Annotated in this window: 19 protein-coding genes and 1 rRNA gene; 14 read left to right on the top strand and 6 right to left on the bottom strand. The window is 49.9% G+C overall.

From position 1 onward, the window contains the following. Positions 1–3: 3 nt before the first annotated feature. The 9 genes from gspF to PY479_RS09825 are packed head-to-tail and all read left to right on the top strand — an operon-like array spanning position 4 to position 6,836. Positions 4–1,227 carry a type II secretion system inner membrane protein GspF gene (gene gspF, locus PY479_RS09865; RefSeq protein WP_212595069.1) on the top strand — a complete coding sequence of 408 codons (1,224 nt, stop codon included), beginning with the start codon at positions 4–6 and terminating at the stop codon, positions 1,225–1,227. 33 nt (positions 1,228–1,260) lie between these two features. After that, a complete protein-coding gene (gspG, locus tag PY479_RS09860; RefSeq protein ID WP_212595070.1) occupies positions 1,261–1,695 on the top strand; it encodes a type II secretion system major pseudopilin GspG in 435 nt (144 codons plus the stop codon). A 1-nt stretch (position 1,696) separates the two neighbouring features. After that, the gene (gspH, locus tag PY479_RS09855) at positions 1,697–2,269 is read left to right on the top strand and encodes a type II secretion system minor pseudopilin GspH (protein WP_212595071.1); all 573 of its coding nucleotides are present in this window, start codon (positions 1,697–1,699) and stop codon (positions 2,267–2,269) included. After that, complete coding sequence (gene gspI / locus PY479_RS09850) at positions 2,256–2,624, top strand: type II secretion system minor pseudopilin GspI (RefSeq protein WP_212595072.1); 369 nt, start codon at positions 2,256–2,258, stop codon at positions 2,622–2,624. Before gspH ends, gspI begins: the two co-directional genes overlap by 14 nt. Further along, entirely contained in the window at positions 2,605–3,363 is a 759-nt protein-coding gene (gspJ, locus tag PY479_RS09845; protein ID WP_275483639.1) for a type II secretion system minor pseudopilin GspJ, read from the top strand. Before gspI ends, gspJ begins: the two co-directional genes overlap by 20 nt. 2 nt (positions 3,364–3,365) lie before the next feature. Further along, complete coding sequence (gene gspK / locus PY479_RS09840) at positions 3,366–4,355, top strand: type II secretion system minor pseudopilin GspK (protein WP_212595074.1); 990 nt, start codon at positions 3,366–3,368, stop codon at positions 4,353–4,355. Positions 4,356–4,393: 38 nt separating this feature from the next. After that, positions 4,394–5,581, top strand: coding sequence for a type II secretion system protein GspL (gene gspL / locus PY479_RS09835; protein ID WP_275483638.1), 1,188 nt, complete (start codon positions 4,394–4,396; stop codon positions 5,579–5,581). Between the two features lies 1 nt (position 5,582). Next, positions 5,583–6,065, top strand: coding sequence for a type II secretion system protein M (locus tag PY479_RS09830; protein WP_275483637.1), 483 nt, complete (start codon positions 5,583–5,585; stop codon positions 6,063–6,065). A 9-nt stretch (positions 6,066–6,074) separates the two neighbouring features. Further along, the gene (locus PY479_RS09825; protein ID WP_212595077.1) at positions 6,075–6,836 is read left to right on the top strand and encodes a type II secretion system protein N; all 762 of its coding nucleotides are present in this window, start codon (positions 6,075–6,077) and stop codon (positions 6,834–6,836) included. Between the two features lie 55 nt (positions 6,837–6,891). On the opposite strand, the gene yrfG is transcribed toward PY479_RS09825, so the two are convergent. Beyond that, positions 6,892–7,560, bottom strand: a complete 669-nt coding sequence (gene yrfG / locus PY479_RS09820) for a GMP/IMP nucleotidase (RefSeq protein WP_275483636.1) — start codon at positions 7,558–7,560, stop codon at positions 6,892–6,894. Positions 7,561–7,640: 80 nt separating this feature from the next. On the opposite strand from yrfG, the gene nudE reads away from it, so the two are divergent. Both nudE and cysQ read left to right on the top strand, forming a co-directional pair. Continuing rightward, entirely contained in the window at positions 7,641–8,198 is a 558-nt protein-coding gene (nudE, locus tag PY479_RS09815; RefSeq protein WP_212595079.1) for an ADP compounds hydrolase NudE, read from the top strand. A 77-nt stretch (positions 8,199–8,275) separates the two neighbouring features. After that, on the top strand, positions 8,276–9,085 hold the full coding sequence (cysQ, locus tag PY479_RS09810) for a 3'(2'),5'-bisphosphate nucleotidase CysQ (protein WP_212595080.1): 810 nt from the start codon (positions 8,276–8,278) through the stop codon (positions 9,083–9,085). On the opposite strand, the gene mnmH is transcribed toward cysQ, so the two are convergent. From mnmH to PY479_RS09795, 3 genes are all read right to left on the bottom strand, one after another. Next, positions 9,082–10,191, bottom strand: coding sequence for a tRNA 2-selenouridine(34) synthase MnmH (gene mnmH / locus PY479_RS09805; protein WP_275483635.1), 1,110 nt, complete (start codon positions 10,189–10,191; stop codon positions 9,082–9,084). The genes cysQ and mnmH overlap by 4 nt on opposite strands. Beyond that, a complete protein-coding gene (gene selD, locus PY479_RS09800) occupies positions 10,191–11,234 on the bottom strand; it encodes a selenide, water dikinase SelD (RefSeq protein WP_275483634.1) in 1,044 nt (347 codons plus the stop codon). The genes mnmH and selD overlap by 1 nt, the downstream gene beginning before the upstream one ends. A 94-nt stretch (positions 11,235–11,328) precedes the next feature. Beyond that, positions 11,329–12,438, bottom strand: coding sequence for a fatty acid desaturase (locus PY479_RS09795; RefSeq protein WP_275483633.1), 1,110 nt, complete (start codon positions 12,436–12,438; stop codon positions 11,329–11,331). Between the two features lie 140 nt (positions 12,439–12,578). Between PY479_RS09795 and fabR the strand changes: the two genes are divergently transcribed. Further along, on the top strand, positions 12,579–13,217 hold the full coding sequence (fabR, locus tag PY479_RS09790) for an HTH-type transcriptional repressor FabR (RefSeq protein WP_212595083.1): 639 nt from the start codon (positions 12,579–12,581) through the stop codon (positions 13,215–13,217). A gap of 3 nt (positions 13,218–13,220) precedes the next feature. Here the strand turns inward: fabR and trmA are convergent, their stop codons facing one another. Further along, on the bottom strand, positions 13,221–14,318 hold the full coding sequence (gene trmA / locus PY479_RS09785) for a tRNA (uridine(54)-C5)-methyltransferase TrmA (protein ID WP_275483691.1): 1,098 nt from the start codon (positions 14,316–14,318) through the stop codon (positions 13,221–13,223). Positions 14,319–14,495: 177 nt separating this feature from the next. Here trmA and murI point away from each other — a divergent pair, with 177 nt between their 5' ends. Further along, positions 14,496–15,281 (top strand): glutamate racemase, encoded by a 786-nt coding sequence (gene murI, locus PY479_RS09780; protein WP_275483632.1) that lies wholly within the window; start codon positions 14,496–14,498, stop codon positions 15,279–15,281. Between the two features lie 2 nt (positions 15,282–15,283). On the opposite strand, the gene PY479_RS09775 is transcribed toward murI, so the two are convergent. After that, positions 15,284–15,730 (bottom strand): RNA-binding protein, encoded by a 447-nt coding sequence (locus PY479_RS09775; protein ID WP_212595085.1) that lies wholly within the window; start codon positions 15,728–15,730, stop codon positions 15,284–15,286. A 521-nt stretch (positions 15,731–16,251) separates the two neighbouring features. Between PY479_RS09775 and PY479_RS09770 the strand changes: the two genes are divergently transcribed. Next, positions 16,252–16,321 (top strand): 16S ribosomal RNA (locus PY479_RS09770); the annotation flags it as partial.

Genomic DNA, 16,321 nt, shown 5'->3' with positions numbered 1-16,321 from the left:
CCTATGGCGGCGTTTGACTATAAAGCCCTCAACAGTGCGGGTAAGCAAGTCAAAGGGGTGATCGAAGCAGATACCCCACGGCATGCTCGTAGCCAGTTGCGGGAACAAAAGCTGATGCCTCTTGAGCTGACGCAGGTCACGGAGAAAGAGTCAAAAGTAGCCAGTGCCGGATGGTTGAGTCGCCGGCAACGTATTTCGGTGGCGGAGCTGGCGTTAATTACTCGGCAGTTAGCTACTTTGATTGCTGCCGGTTTGCCGGTAGAAGAAGCGCTAAAAGCCGTGGCGCAACAGTGTGAAAAAGATCGGCTGTCGTCAATGATTATGGCCGTGCGTTCACGCGTGGTCGAAGGTTACTCACTGGCTGATTCTATGGCCGAATTTCCTCATGTGTTTGATGATCTCTACCGGGCGATGGTGGCATCCGGCGAAAAATCCGGGCATCTGGAAGTGGTGCTGAATCGTCTGGCCGATTACACCGAGCGTCGTCAACAGCTGAAGAACAAGTTAACTCAGGCCATGATCTATCCGGCAGTGCTGACCGTAGTGGCAATTGCCGTCATCTCAATTCTGTTGACTGCTGTGGTACCGAAAGTGGTGGCGCAGTTCCAACACATGGGACAGGAACTCCCGGCGACTACCCGAGCTTTGATTAGCTCCTCAGATTTTTTGAAAGATTACGGACTGATAGTGCTCGGTGTAATCATTCTGTTGCTCGTGCTTTTTAAACGCATGCTCGCCAAAGCCGATTTCCGCATGAAATATGACAGCTTTTTACTGCGGATGCCGGTCGTCGGCAAAGTCAGTAAAGGGCTGAACACGGCGCGTTTTGCGCGGACACTCAGTATTCTCAGTGCCAGTTCGGTACCGTTGCTGGAAGGGATGCGCATTGCCAGTGAGGTGATGCAGAATGTGCGGGTGCGGGAAGCTGTAACTGAGGCCACGGCTCGGGTGCGCGAGGGCACCAGCTTAGGGGCCGCGTTAACCAATACCAAACTGTTTCCACCGATGATGCTTTACATGATTGCATCCGGCGAAAAAAGTGGTGAATTGGAACAGATGTTAGAACGAGCTGCCGACAACCAGGATCGGGAATTTGAATCAAACGTTAATATCGCGCTGGGGATTTTTGAGCCGGCACTTGTCGTCAGTATGGCGGTGATAGTGTTGTTCATTGTGATGGCTATTCTGCAGCCGATTTTGGCGCTCAACAATATGGTCAGCGGCTAAGCCACTGACGTGTTTTAAGAGGAAGTAACCTATATGCAACGCAAATACAGACAACGTGGTTTTACCCTGCTGGAAGTGATGGTTGTGATCGTGATCCTTGGGATGCTGGCCGCAATGGTGGTACCTAATATCATGGGAAACAAAGAAAAAGCGGACCAACAAAAAGCTGTGTCTGACATTGTTGCCCTGGAAAACCAGCTCGATATGTACAAGCTAGACAACAGTGTTTACCCCTCAACAGAGCAGGGGTTGGAAGCGCTGGTGCAAAAGCCGTCTATCTCGCCCGAACCACGCAATTATCGCGATGGCGGTTACATCAAGCGTTTACCTCAAGACCCATGGGGCAATGCCTATATGATGTTGAGCCCAGGTGAGCATGGCAAAGTCGATATTTTCAGTGCCGGTCCAGATGGTCAGTCTGGTACTGATGATGATATCGGCAACTGGAACCTGCAAAAGTATCAATAACATGCGACGCCTGCGCCTACAGGGATTTACCCTGCTAGAAGTGATGTTGGTGATTTTGCTGATGGGGTTAATGGCCGCAGCGGTCACTCTGTCCATCGGTGGCGGAGATCAACAACAGCAACTGAAGCGCGAAGCTCAGCGGTTTATTTCGGTGACTGAAGCTGTCGCCGATGAAGCAGTATTAAGTGGTCAGTTTGTCGGCATCGTCGTTGACAAGAATGCTTACCATTATGTCATCTACATTGATGATAAATGGCAACCGTTACAACGGGATAATTTAGTGTCGGAACATCAGCTGCCGGAAGGGATCAGCACCGATATTGAAGTTGAAGGGTTACCTTTAGATCAAGACGAAGATAAGGATTCGTTATTTGATGACGACAAGAAGCCGTTCGATGATGACCCAAAGCAACAAAACAATCCCGAGCCGCAAATCATGTTGTTACCCAGCGGCGAAATGACCGGCTTTGAGCTGACGTTCATTGCCAGTGGTGGCGAGCAACACTATCAGCAACTGGTTAGTGGCGATAACCTCGGCCGTCTGGTGATGGGGAGGTTTGATGAAGATCGCTAAAGGCATGACGCTATTGGAAGTGATGGTGGCGATGGCGGTCTTTGCGGTCGCGGCTGTTGCCATTACCAAAAGCATTGGCGATCAAGCGGCCAACCTACCAATTCTGGAAGAAAAAACGCTGGCGCAGTGGGTGGCCGACAATCAGATGGTTGAGGCGCGGTTACAGGAAAGTTTTCCGACACTGGGTACCAAAGAAGGCCATGTCGATATGGCCGGGAAAACTTGGTACTGGCGTAAAGAAGTGGTCAAAACAACCGATGATAAATTCCGAATGATCCGCATCAGTATCAGTGATACCGATAAATACCAGCGGATCATTACCAAGGTGAGCAGCTATGTATTCAACCAAGAATAGCGGCTTTACCTTGCTGGAAATGCTGGTGGCTATCGGCATTTTCGCCATGCTCGGACTGGCAACCAATGCGGTGTTGCAAACCGTTTTAAAGGATGACGAGGTTACCCGGGATTTTTCGACCCAGCTGCGTTATCTGCAGCAGGGATTTGGCACCATCGAACGCGATATGGGGCAAATGGTCGCGCGAACATTCCGCACTGCTGCGGGGGGCCATTCCGACATTGTGTTGCAGGTGGGCAATAACCTGCTGGATTCAGATGCGCAGGCGTTGGTGTTCTATCGTATTGGGTGGTTGAATCCTGGGGGCATGCTACCTCGGGGCAATATTCAGTCACTGGCGTATGTACTGCAGGACGATAAATTACAACGCTGGTATTACCCTTATCCGGATCCACAAATTGGGAGCGAGCCGATAAAAACTGTCCTGATCGATAAAGTCAGGTCAGTGAAATACGCCTTTTTTGTTGATGGCAAATGGAAGCAGGCGGATCAGTATCAGTTTACCAGCCTGCCAACCGCAATCGCTATCGAGGTGGAGTTGGATGACGGCGGGACGATCATGCGCAAGTTTTTATTGCCTGTTGGTGCTGGCACGTCTGGTGGCAGTAACGAGAAAGCGACTGACAGTAATAGCGACAATCAGACTGACACCACCGATGATACTGATACAGATGGTACTGCGAGTTCCAGTTCAACTAGCAGCAGTAAAACCAGTAGCCAACGGGGCGAAGAGGAATAACCATGCAGCGCAAACAGCGAGGAGTTGCCCTGATAGTTGTGTTGCTGGTGGTTGCCATTATCGCGGTGCTGGCTGTCAGTATTAGTGGCCGAAATCAGGTATCGGTGCGGCGGACCATTAATATGGCTGAGTATGATCAAGCCTACTGGTATGCGATTTCGGCAGAGGAGTTAGCGCGTAAGGTGCTGAAACAGGATCTGGATGATGCTGAAGGTCGGGTACACCTGCAACAATATTGGGCGCTGTCCAATGCCGTTTTTCCGGCAGAGGTGGGGCAAATTGGTGGAACGATCAGTGACTTGCGTAGTTGTTTTAATCTGAATTCATTGAGTCAGACCAGCACCACCAATAAGAACACCCAGGTAGAAACCTTACCTGTGGCGGCGAAACAGTATAAGGCGCTGCTGGAAGATATCGGTATCGATGAATTTAATGCTGAACGCTTGATGTACACCTTAAAAGATTATCTGGATGCCGATACGGATATTGGGACCTATGGTGCAGAAGATGATGATTATGAAGCGCGCAAAGTGCCCTATCGCGCCGCCAATACATTGATGAGTGATCGTAGTGAACTGCGGGCGGTGTTGGGGTATAGCCAGGAAATTTACCGTAAACTGTTGCCCTATGTCTGTGTGATCCCTGGCAATAACACCCAGGTGCTTAACGTAAACACCGTCAAGGTAGAGCAGGCGGCATTGTTAGCGGCGATGCTGGAGAACAAAATATCAGTTGGGGAAGCTGAAAGCATTATTAACCAGCGTGCGAGCAGCGGCTTCGACAAGGTAGATGACTTTTGGCAGCAAGGCTCGCTGGCATCCATTGCCAGTCAGGATGATCAAATGAAGTCGAGTTTTGCGGTGTCCAGCAAATTCTTTATGCTGGATGGACGTGCCAAAGTGGATGATGCGGTATTTCACATGCAGAGTGTGTTACATGTCATCGGTGGTAATAAACTGGAAGTGCTGACACGCCAGTATGGCGGCCAGTAGCAACGGCCTTTACCTTTTGGGAATGGTGGAGAATAACAGTGAGTGAACGCTTATTTATCCGTTTAGGCAGCAACAGCAGTGCCCCGTGCGCTTGGTTGGTCTGGTCTGAACAGGAACAGGAGATCATCGCCTCTGGTGAACTGGCGGATGCCCATGCGCTTTCGACACTGAGTGAGCGCGCAGGTAATCGACCTGTCGATGTTCTGGTTCCCGGTGATGCCATCAGTTTGACCACAGTTAACCTCCCAGGGAAAGCGCAACGGCAGGCTCTCAAAGCGCTACCCTATATGTTGGAAGATTCGTTGGCGCAAAGTGTTGATGAACTGCATTTTGTGGCAGGTCCGCGCGATGGCGATACGTTGCACGTTGCGATAGTGGCGCACACACTCGTGCAAGAGTGGCTTGAATGGCTAAGCAACGCCGGTCTTAAACCCCGCAAATTGGTGCCAGATTGCCTGGCATTGCCCCTCCAGGGCTGTGATTGGGCATTAGTAGAGATCAATGGTCAGATCCTGCTGCGGCGCGGAATCGCTGACGGGCTAAGCGTCAGCCGTGATTGGTTTGATGTGTTGCTGCCAACACTAATTGAAGACCTTGCAACGCCGCCAACCGTGGCTTGTTATAGTCAGTTCAGTGCCGCAGGGGTGGATTGCCAATTACAGCAGCTAGATCTGCCATTGTTGGTCCTCGCCAAAGGCTATCTAGACGCGCCTTTTAATTTGCTTACTGGGCGCTACACGCCCAAACGGGAATACAGCAAGCAATTGCTGCCGTGGAAAAAAGTTGCCGCAGTGGCGGCGCTGGCATTACTGCTGGCACTGGCAAATAAAGGATTGAACATCTATCAGCTGCATACCCAGACCGCCGCACTGAAAACTCAGACCGAAAGTATTTATCGCACGGTGGCTGGAAACAGCCGCATCGTTAACGTGCGCTCACAAACGGAAGCACTGCTGCGCTCATTGCAAGGGCAGGGATCTGGCGGCGAACTGTTTGAAATGCTCGGAAGCTTGCAACAGGCATTTAAACAAGTGCCCGATTTGAAGCCGGAAAATCTGCGCTTTGACGGCACTCGTGGCGAAATCCGCATGCAGGTAACTGCCAAAGATTATGCCCAGATAGAAAAATTCAAGCAGCTGGCGAGTAACCGTTTTCAATTGGACGCCGGGGCGATGAATAGCATCGATGGGGCGGTTACTAGTACGCTGACGTTGAGGAGCAAATAACATGGAAAATTTGCAAAAGTGGTGGGAGTCGCTAGCTCAGCGGGAACGGCAAATGGTGCTGGTGATGGCGGGCATCATTGCCATCAGTATTGTGTATTGGGGGATATGGACGCCGATTAGCAATGCAGAAACCCAGGCGCAAGCACAACTAAATGCCCAGCAGCAAACCCTGACATTTGTGCAAGAGAGTGCTGCCAAAATTGCCGTGCTCAAAACTGGCGGCGGTAGTCGTCCGGCGCTTACTGGCAGTTTAAGCACCGTCGTGACCCAAAGTGCCAGTGCTTATGGTCTATCCATCACCAGAATGCAGCCTCAGGGGAAGCAGATCCAAATCTGGATGGATGATGTTCCATTTGACGCACTGTTATCCTACCTCGGTGATTTGGTACAAAAGCAAGGTTTGTCATTAGATAATCTGGATGTGACCGTTGGTGAGCAGCCGGGCATGGTGAAAGTCAGACGTATTCAGCTCTCTCAGGCATAAGGTGTAGTTTTGAAACTGATTAGCAAAGTAGCAATTGGGATTGTGATTTACCTGATTTTTATGGTGGTGTTATTCCCGGCGCGCATTGCGGCCGCGTTGGCACCCCTGCCAGCAGGTATCAAACTCAGTGGTGTGAGTGGCAGTCTTTGGAACGGGCAAGCACAGCTGGTTAATATTGGACCGAGACAACTGGAACAACTGCAATGGCAGCTGAGTCCTTGGGCATTGTTGACCGGTACCGTAAAAGCCCAGATTCAAATTGGCAGTCGGGCTTCTGCCGTGAATGGTAAAGGCTTGGTCAGTTGGTCAGCCAAAGGCGTCAGTGCCAAAAATCTGCGTTTGGATGCCCCAATCGGATTTCTGGTGGGTGGCAGTAAATTACCGTTACATACCGTATTAAGCGGTGATATCTCCTTGAACCTGGACATTGCTGAGCAGGGGCTGCCTTGGTGTGCAGCCTTAAACGGTAAACTGTTTTTGAATCAGTTCGATCTGAAAAACCAGTTCGGTGACTACCCATTAGGAAATATTGAATTCGGTTTGCAGTGCGTTCAGGGGCAGTTGCAGTTAGCCACCGATGATGAGAAAAATACGATTGGCGTCGCTGGCACTGTTCTGCTGAAAGATAAAATGCAGATGGAAGTGAATGGTCGGATGCGTCGTACCGATAGTCAGTCGCAAGATCTGCAACAGTCGTTGGTACTGTTGGGTAAACCCGATGCGAGTGGCAACTACCCGATTAAATACAACGGGCGTATCCCCGGAATGTAATGCGTTCTTGGCAACCAAAGGTCGGCAGATGTCCGGCCTTTTTTGTCGGCCAAGATTATTGCTGAATGCATAAGTTTTGGGTGACCAGCGCGTAATCATCGGTTGCCGGAAACTGCTGAAACTGTTTTGTTGGCTGATGACTGTCTGGATTACTGATCCCCAATAGATAACCCACCCCCGCTTGACTGGCCGCATTGAGGATCTTTTCACTGTCATCCACAAATAAGCAGCGCGCTGGATCGAGCTGAAAACGTGCAAATACCTGGTGCCAGAATTGCGGCGACTCCTTCGGTACCCCCAACTGGTGACTGGACAGCATCGCGTCTAGGTGCCTGGCTAAATCGGTATGTTGCAGCTTGAGTTCAAGGCTATCGGGATGGGCATTAGTCAGCAAAATGCGCCGTTTGCCGGCTTGCTGCAACGATAATAAAAACGGCACGGTATCGCGCCGTAGGCGAATTTTATCGGTAATTGAATAATGTAACGCCAGAATATCCAGTTGCAGTTCCTGCGCCCAGTAATCAAGACAATACCAGTTGAGTGTCCCTTCCACCTGTTGATATGCCTGCTGCACTAACTGTTGGGCTTCACCACGGGTGACACCCCGCTGCTGGCTGAGGGTCTCGGGCACCAGTGACAACCAGAAATGATTGTCAAAATGCAGGTCCAGTAGCGTGCCGTCCATATCCAGCAACACAGTGTCGATTTGCGCCCAGGGGAACATTTCCGCCTCTGTTAATTCCTGCCAATTGGTATAACATTGTAACCTATATCACATTTCTGCAATTGGCAATCGAGGCCTTAATGAGTAAACGGCAGCAAAAGCCGGAAATTCTGCATAAGGAAACCGTCGCCCAAAGCCGACTGTTTCATATTGAACAAGTGCATCTGCGGTTTTCCAATCAGCAAGAGCGATTCTATGAACGCATGAAAGGCGGTACGCGGGGCGCGGTAATGATCGTTCCGGTACTGCAGCGGCAATGGTTATTGCTGGGGCGCGAATATGCCGCAGGAACTGAACAATATGAACTGGGATTCCCCAAAGGTCTGATTGACCCGGGTGAGACTCCGGAGCAGGCTGCCAATAGAGAACTTCAGGAAGAGATCGGTTATGGCTGTCGTCAACTGATCCATCTGAAAGAGCTGAGTCTGGCACCGGGCTATTTTGCCAGCAAGATGCAAATTTTCCTGGCGGAAGACCTCTATGAAAGCCGCCTGGAAGGTGATGAACCGGAACCCATTGAAATGGTCAGCTGGGCGTTGCCGGATTGGCGCAGTTTGCTGGAACAAGGGGACTTTTCCGAATCTCGTAGTGTCAGTGCCTTGTTTTTGGCGCTGGATCGGCTGAAACTAAAAGTGTAATCGTTTAATTTTTATGATGTTGTGCCGCGAAACCGGCCGCTGACTTTAATTTCCTCCGCAGCGAGGTTGGAGTGGTTATGAAGCCAGAAGAGATGCTGGAACAAGTGATAGAGGTTGCCATTGAAGCGGGTAAAATGATCCGCGGCATATACCAGCAGGGTAGTTTTAAACGCGAGCTCAAAGACGATTTAACGCCGGTCACTTCCGCAGATATTGCGGCACATGAATTGATCACGTCACGGCTTACCACCTTAACGCCTGAGATCCCGGTACTATCTGAAGAAGCATCGGATATTCCTCTCGCAGAACGTGCCCAATGGTCCAGTTACTGGCTGGTCGACCCTTTGGATGGTACTGGCGAGTTTATTGCCGGCAGTGGTGACTTTTCGGTGATTATCGCCTTGGTTGAACATAATCGCCCGGTGTTAGGCGTGGTTTATGCGCCGATGACCGAACAGTGTTATTTCGCCGTGGCCGGACATGGTGCGTATAAACGTAGTCACGGCCAGCAACAACGCATTCATAGCCGTCAGCTGCATTCACAAGAACCTACCTTGCGATTGGCTATCAGCCGCCGTCAGGATCCTGCCAAGGTGCTCAGATTATTTAGGCAACCGGACAATTGCGAACTGTTGCCATTGGGTGGCGCGGCACTAAAGAGCTGCCTAGTGGCTGAAGGGCGGGCAGATTGCTACGTGCGTGTTGGCCCGACTGGGGAATGGGATACCGGTGCAGCACAAATCATTATCGAAGAGGCGGGCGGTAAGTTGCTGGATACAACCCTGCAACCACTGACGTATAACGAACGCGATACTCTGGAGAACCCCAACTTTATTGTAATGGGGGCTCCAGATCTCGCCTGGGATCAAATCCTACAAGCCAGTTAGCGTGGCGTCTGCTCATCCAGCCATTGATTAATCGCGCGCTGATCTCCACGAAAGACAATACGATCGGCCTTCTTTTGCAGCTGATATTCATACATGGGGTCGTAATATTTACCTAGCAGCAGTGCAATCCATTCCAGATGCAGCTCGGTATTATTGCGTTGTTGCTGTTCCTGCAAGGCGCGCTCAATTAATGCTAACAACTCTGTGGCATGCTGTTGGCCGAGTCTCCTGCTAATACCATTCACACTTTGTCGCAAGTACTGGGAAAACGACTCAAATCCCATTTCCTCGCCATCACGGACACAAAAATCGTGATGCATTTTATGTACATACTGTGCTAACAACCGCTGTAATCGGTCTTGTAATGAGGCGTCGAGAACAATGACGTTAGCCGCCTGCATGCCATCAAAGAAGGGTTTAGAAATGAAACAACGGCCCACCAGGTGACTTTCATCTTCAAGCAACAAGCAGCTGGTGCGACGTTGTTGATGCTGTAACAGCGCCAGTGCTAGATTATTTTCGAAGTTAATCTGCGTCGGCTGCGGGGTTACTTCTTTGCCAAAGCTCGAACCGCGGTGATTGGCTACCCCCTCAAGGTCGACGGCTTCCTCGGTACGCTGGTGGATCACCTCCGTTTTACCAGAGCCTGTGATGCCACTGAGGATCAGCATTTGTGGCGCTAATGCGGGATCTTCAATCGTCTGGATCAGAAACTGGCGCATCCCTTTGTAACCGCCAGCGATATAAGGAATATCACGACCAGCTTCTTGCAACCATGATTGTGAAATCTGCGACCGCATGCCGCCACGGAAGCAATAAAAATAGGCATCGGGATGTTGTTGGCAAAACGCCAACCAGGCATCGACCTTGGCAGCCTTGACTGCACCTTGCACCAGTTGATGGCCTAAAGCTAACGCTGCAGTTGGGCCATGTTGCTTATAACAAGTGCCGACCTGCTGGCGCTCGTCATCGGTCATCAACGGCAGATTATGGCTACTGGCAAAGGCACCTTTGGTGAATTCCACTGGTGCCCGTAGGTCTATCAGCGGTCGCTTGCTCAGAAATATCGCGCGATACTCTGACGCAGGAATAACATTTTGAGCCATTATCGTATGTTGATCCATTCGGCCTGTTGGCTACGCTCAGATAAGCTGCCAATCCGATATCCAGTGATCTGTTGCGTAGCGAGTACATCAAGCAGTGCCGCTTCCTGGTCTGGCGCTACAGCAATCAGTAGGCCGCCGCTGGTCTGGGGGTCGCACAGCAAAGCCTGTTGTTCTTCAGTCAGCACAGGTAGCTGCTCACCATAGCTGTCGAAATTGCGGTGTGTGCCGCCTGGGACGCAACCTTGTGCCAGATACTCACGCGCTTTAGGTAGTAACGGTAATGCGTCAACGCTGATTGATGCTGACAGATTAGCACCTTGGCAAACTTCTAGTAGATGACCCGCTAGCCCAAAACCGGTGACATCGGTCATCGCATGCACACCTGTTAAACGTGCAACTTCTGCTCCGACTTTATTGAGCTGACACATCGCATTTGGCGCAATGAGCGCATCCTCATCGGCCAATTTTTTCTGCTTTTGTGCTGTGGTGAGAATTCCAATCCCCAGTGGTTTGGTGAGGTAAAGAATATCACCTGCATGCGCGGTATCGTTTTGTTTCAGATGCCGCAGATCGACCTTGCCGGTGACAGCTAGCCCGAAAATAGGTTCTGGCGCATCAATGCTATGACCGCCCGCTAGCATAATCCCAGCATCAGCGCAGGCCTGACGACCACCATCGACCACTTGTTGTGCGATTTCGGGCGGCAGCTTATTCACTGGCCAGCCCAGGATAGCGATTGCCATAATAGGCGTGCCGCCCATGGCATAGACATCACTGATAGCATTGGTGGCAGCGATACGGCCAAAGGTAAAAGGATCGTCGACTATCGGCATGAAGAAATCGGTGGTGCTGATGATGCCTGTGTGTTCATCCAGCTGATATACCGCAGCATCATCACGGGTTTGATTGCCTACAAGCAGGTTAGGATCGGTAAAACCGGGCAGCTGAGATGCCAGAATAGTGGTGAGCACCTTTGGAGAAATTTTGCAGCCGCAGCCAGCTCCGTGGCTGTACTCGGTAAGTTTGATAGGGCTGTCAGACATCATAAACTCCATACACGTTTGACGAGTCCCTGATCTTAACCTTATACGGCCACAGTACAAGCTGGCCGTGTCGCGATTACGGATAAATTAGCGGTTAGGCGCCAAGATTAGCGGTCAGTCGTTGCCAGTTGCGTCGTTGTAGCTGGAATCGCCGTTTCAGTTCTGCAACTTGCGGTAACAGATGATCATGAGCTAACTGCTGACGCTTGGCCTCAAGCAGATGTTTTTTCACTTCATAGTAGGCAATGAGGTGTTGTTTCAGCTCCTCATACTCCCGTTGCAGTTTGTCCAGTAGCTCATCGGCATTGCTCAAATTCAGTAGCCGTTGCTGAGTCTGCTTTAACTGCATCTGTAGCAATGCAGCATCAATTTTTTCCTGCGGTACGCGGCGTAAATCCCCGGCTAAGCCACACCAGGACAGACCTCGGATTAGCCACTTGGTCGGATCGTAGTGCCACCAACGGATGCCATTGCGATAGTCATGTTCAAAAATATGGTGAAAGTTATGATAGCCTTCGCCATAGGTGAGCAATGCCAGGATCCCGTTGTCCCGCGCGGTATTGCGGTCGGTATACGGCTGCTTACCCCACACATGTGCGAGAGAGTTAATGAAAAAAGTACAGTGATGCACTACGACTAACCGTAGCAGCCCCGCGAGCAACAACATGGAGATAATGTCGCCATGTAGCCAGCCTAACACCAGTGGTAGACCGATATTCATCGCTGCTGCCAACCACAGATAATATTTGTGCTGCCACATGACCACCTGATCCTGTTGCAGATCGCGCGCGTTACTGTAATCGTTGTAGCGTTCCGGCTGATATTCTCGCAGCATCCACCCGATATGACTGAACCAGAAACCCCTGTTAGCTGAATATGGGTCTTTGTCGTTGTTGTCCACATGCTTGTGGTGTACCCGGTGATCAGAGGCCCAGTGCAGCGCACTGTTCTGAAATGCCAGGGCTCCGCCGAGAGCGTACAGCACTTTCACTGCCGTGTGTGCTTTGTAGGCCTTATGCGACCATAATCGATGATAACCAGCGGTTATCGATAAGCCGGCGGCAAAGGCCAATATGATAAACCAGGCCCATTCGACGGCGTCAAACCCATGATTCAACCCTCGCCAAGGCACTAGGATAGCCGCGCCAGCAAAAGTCGTAACGAAGAAAATGATGTTGGTCCAGATGAGGGGTGGCTGCTTCATATATGTCATCCCATAATGTTTTGGCTTACAAGTGTAAGCTAAAATGTGAGTTTAAGACAATCACACCTTTCGTCTAAGGGACTTTGCTTATCAGGTAAACTAGGTATTATTGGCTGACTGTTAAAGATCAGGTGAAAAACATGGGTGTAAGAGCGCAACAGAAAGAGAAAACGCGTCGGGCATTGGTCGATGCAGCATTTATTCAGCTAAGTGCTGAACGTAGTTTTTCCAGTCTGAGTTTGCGCGAAGTTGCCCGTGAAGCCAATATTGCTCCGACTTCCTTCTATCGCCATTTTAAAGATATGAATGAATTGGGCCTGACGATGGTGGACGAAGGTGGCCTGGCACTGCGACAGATGATGCGTAAAGGCCGTCAACGAGCGGAAGCCGGCGGCAGTGTCATTCGTATTTCTGTCGAAACCTTTATGGAAGTACTGGAATCCAATCCCAACGTATTTCGCATTTTGCTGCATGAACGTTCGGGAACCTCTGCGGCCTTTCGCGCCGCAGTTGAAAGAGAGATTGAACACTTTATCTCAGAACTGTCCCACTACATTGAAGATTCGGCAGGGCGCAGTCCAGACCTGGCCCGCGAACAAGCGGAAGCATTAGTCACCCTGGTATTTAATGCCGGAGCGGCGGCACTGGATATGAAACGGTCGGACCGAAAACTGCTGGCAGATCGGCTGGTGACGCAATTACGTATGGTGGTAAAAGGCGCGGAAGCATTGCAGCAGAAACGCGACAATCCAGAACTGCGTTCCCGCTTGCTGCGCTAACGATTATTTTCGCTGTAACAACACTCCAGCTTCAACATGTTCAGTATAAGGAAACTGATCAAACAGTGCAAAACGCGCTATGCGATGGGTGCGGCATAACTGCGTCAGGTTTTCCTTCAGCGTTTCCGGGTTACAGGAAATATACAAAATATTGTCATAGCCCTGCACCATATCAACAGTTTGCTGATCCAGTCCTGCACGAGGCGGATCCACAAAAATGGTATTGCAATCGTAACTGTTAAGATCAATCCCTTCCAGTCGCCGGAATTGACGCTCGCGGGTCATCGCCGCAGAAAATTCCTCGGCTGACATGCGGATGATTTGCAGATTGGCAATTTGATTGGCTTCAATATTGTACTGGGCGGATTCTACCGAAGGCTTGGCCAGCTCTGTCGCCAGCACTTTGCCGAAATTTTGTGCCAGCGCGATAGAGAAATTGCCGTTCCCGCAATACAGTTCGAGTAAATCACCACGGCTATTACGGGTACAATCCTGTGCCCACTCCAGCATCTTGCAAGCAACCCCCGCATTGGGCTGGGTGAAACTGTTTTCCACCTGCTTATAGTGAAATTGCTCATTGTTTACTGGCAACGTCTCAATGACAAAGTCACGATCCAACAGGACTTTCTGCTTACGTGCTCGGCCAATCAAATCCACCTTAAAACGACTTGATAGTCGCTGCTTCAGCGCTGCCGCTTCCGCTTGCCAGACATCATCCAGTTGGCGGTGATAGAGTAGTGATACCAGAATGTCACCAGACAGCGTAGAGAGAAAGTCCACCTGAAATAGTCGATGGCGCAAAGCTGAATTGGGTTTCAGTTCATCAACCAACGCCAGCATCATCTGATTAATCAGGGCACTTGCGGGCAGAAATTGATCACAGCGGACCGGTTGTTTTGCCTGTTGGTCATAAACACAGAAATACAGATCGTCACCGTCATGCCATACGCGAAACTCAGCGCGCATTCGATAATGCTGCGGTTGCGATGGGAAAACTTCTAGCAGTGGCGGCGAAAACTCGGCAAAAGACTGCTGCAGTAAATGGCGCTTTTGTTCTAGTTGTTCACCATAGCGTTCTGGCACCATTGCATCTAAATTCATCACAGTCTCTCTTGTCTAAAACGGGGCGCAAATATTATACATAGCTGCGCCTGAGCTCAAGTTCTCAACGGGAAACTGCGGTGTCACTTTGCAGTTTTAATGGCGCTGTGAAACAATATCCGGCCTTAAACAGCCGCAAATTGGTTGTTGTTAGGTTTATATCCCCAGAGGCATATCTTGTCACACACAATTCTGGTTTTTGATTCAGGTGTTGGTGGACTGTCAGTTCTGCAGGAAATCCGCCAGCTTATCCCCGGCCAGCATTATCATTACCTGTTTGATAACGCACGTTTGCCGTATGGAGAACTGAGCGAGGCTGAATTAATCTCAGGTTGCGTGGCGCTGATCGAACCTATGGTCACCCGTCTGGCGGCCGATATTGTGGTCATCGCATGCAATACCGCAAGTACTCTTATTCTACCTGCACTCAGACAGTGCCTAAGTGTGCCGGTAGTCGGTGTTGTGCCGGCGATTAAGCCCGCGGCGCAATTATCGAAATCGCACCATATAGGATTATTAGCGACGCCCGGCACGATCAAGCGCGAATACACCCATGACCTGATCCGCAAATTTGCCGATGACTGCCGGGTAGAATTATTTGGTTCTTCCGAACTGGTGATGCTGGCAGAACAAAAAATTGCCGGTCTGGAACCCTCGCCGCAGCAATTACAAAAACTGCTCGCTCCCATCACTCAGTCATCACTGGATGTGCTGGTGTTAGGCTGTACACATTTCCCTATGTTGAAAGCCGAGATCAGCCAGATTCTTGGTGACCAAGTGACGTTATTGGATTCGGGAACAGCCATTGCGCGGCGGGTAAGAGATTTATTGCCTGCGGGTGAAGAAAATCCAGAAGATGAAACCGCTGTTGCTTATTACACAACAGCGGCAATATCAGAAGGGCTTACGCTAAGCCTAAAAAAACTGGGCTTCAGTAAAATCGAAAACATTAAGAGCGAGTAACGCTACTCGTTATCGCTGTCACTGTCCTGCGATTTAGCTTCACGCACTTTTAGCGTTCTTTCCTGGAAGGTGTAGTCATTTAATTTTGCCAGTGCTTGCTGACCACCTTTTTCGGCGATTTCCACAAAGCCGAAACCTTTACGCCTTCCAGTTTTACGGTCACGAACTAAACGTACGGAGTTCACCGGGCCATATTTTTCAAAAAGCGCTTTAACTTCAACTTCATTGACACGATAAGGCAAATTACCGACATAAAGCGTCATTATGGGCCCTTTATATGGCTCCGCGGTTGAAGTGGTATTCGCGGAAGCCAGCGTAGCGCAAATAATAGCAGTAATAATCGCCCCGGCAGCAAAACCCATATAGGACGGTAGCTGAGGAATAAAGAAATAGATCGCCAGCGCACCTAAAACAGCGACAAGTAAAGCGATAAGCAATGACTTTTGCATAAAAATAAAATCTCGATGAAACGAAAATGATAAAATAGTGTTAACAACCGTCGCTATGGTAATGAATTATTTAGTGTTAAACCAGACTTTTGCCGGAAAAGTGACCATCGCTCGCAAAATTTGTAGATAACTGTAGTTTTAAAACTTAATTGCCCTATTTAACGGTTCTCAAAAACCTCTCTGGATAAAAGATCGGCGACCGATTCAAAGCACTCAAAAAAGATCTTGCACCACCAAACTTCACGCCTATAATGCACCCCACACCGACAGACAGCGCGAACTTCTGAGTTCAAACATTAATGTCGAGTGATAAAGTCCTCAATTAAATCAAACTTTACTTGACGACTAAGGGTATTAGCGTAAAATACGCAGCCCCAAATGTGCAGAAATGTGCATTTCGCTCTTTAACAAAATATCAAGCAATCTGTGTGGGCACTCGCAGTGAACGAATCGCAAAACGATTTAAAACTCACTGAAGAGTGTTCGAGCAAAGAACAGTCATTCATAGAGTCAAAAACTTTTAATTGAAGAGTTTGATCATGGCTCAGATTGAACGCTGGCGGCAGGCCTAACACATGCAAGTCGAGCGGC

Source organism: Shewanella sp. A32, from assembly GCF_029167175.1.
In the GTDB taxonomy this organism is placed as follows: Bacteria; Pseudomonadota; Gammaproteobacteria; order Enterobacterales; family Shewanellaceae; genus Shewanella; species Shewanella yunxiaonensis.
The sequence above is the reverse complement of the archived record's forward strand: the minus strand, read 5'-3'. Positions and strand labels throughout refer to the sequence as shown.

Excerpts from the sequence above, each read along its gene's own strand:
- gspK (WP_212595074.1), top strand. The coding sequence starts at position 3,366 with ATGCAGCGCAAACAGCGAGGAGTTGCCCTGATAGTTGTGTTGCTGGTG.
- gspI (WP_212595072.1), top strand. The coding sequence starts at position 2,256 with ATGAAGATCGCTAAAGGCATGACGCTATTGGAAGTGATGGTGGCGATG.
- fabR (WP_212595083.1), top strand. The coding sequence starts at position 12,579 with ATGGGTGTAAGAGCGCAACAGAAAGAGAAAACGCGTCGGGCATTGGTC.
- yrfG (WP_275483636.1), bottom strand. The coding sequence starts at position 7,560 with ATGTTCCCCTGGGCGCAAATCGACACTGTGTTGCTGGATATGGACGGC.
- mnmH (WP_275483635.1), bottom strand. The coding sequence starts at position 10,191 with ATGGCTCAAAATGTTATTCCTGCGTCAGAGTATCGCGCGATATTTCTG.
- selD (WP_275483634.1), bottom strand. The coding sequence starts at position 11,234 with ATGTCTGACAGCCCTATCAAACTTACCGAGTACAGCCACGGAGCTGGC.
- PY479_RS09830 (WP_275483637.1), top strand. The coding sequence starts at position 5,583 with ATGGAAAATTTGCAAAAGTGGTGGGAGTCGCTAGCTCAGCGGGAACGG.
- gspH (WP_212595071.1), top strand. The coding sequence starts at position 1,697 with ATGCGACGCCTGCGCCTACAGGGATTTACCCTGCTAGAAGTGATGTTG.
- nudE (WP_212595079.1), top strand. The coding sequence starts at position 7,641 with ATGAGTAAACGGCAGCAAAAGCCGGAAATTCTGCATAAGGAAACCGTC.
- gspG (WP_212595070.1), top strand. The coding sequence starts at position 1,261 with ATGCAACGCAAATACAGACAACGTGGTTTTACCCTGCTGGAAGTGATG.
- PY479_RS09795 (WP_275483633.1), bottom strand. The coding sequence starts at position 12,438 with ATGAAGCAGCCACCCCTCATCTGGACCAACATCATTTTCTTCGTTACG.
- gspJ (WP_275483639.1), top strand. The coding sequence starts at position 2,605 with ATGTATTCAACCAAGAATAGCGGCTTTACCTTGCTGGAAATGCTGGTG.
- trmA (WP_275483691.1), bottom strand. The coding sequence starts at position 14,318 with ATGAATTTAGATGCAATGGTGCCAGAACGCTATGGTGAACAACTAGAA.
- PY479_RS09775 (WP_212595085.1), bottom strand. The coding sequence starts at position 15,730 with ATGCAAAAGTCATTGCTTATCGCTTTACTTGTCGCTGTTTTAGGTGCG.
- cysQ (WP_212595080.1), top strand. The coding sequence starts at position 8,276 with ATGAAGCCAGAAGAGATGCTGGAACAAGTGATAGAGGTTGCCATTGAA.
- gspF (WP_212595069.1), top strand. The coding sequence starts at position 4 with ATGGCGGCGTTTGACTATAAAGCCCTCAACAGTGCGGGTAAGCAAGTC.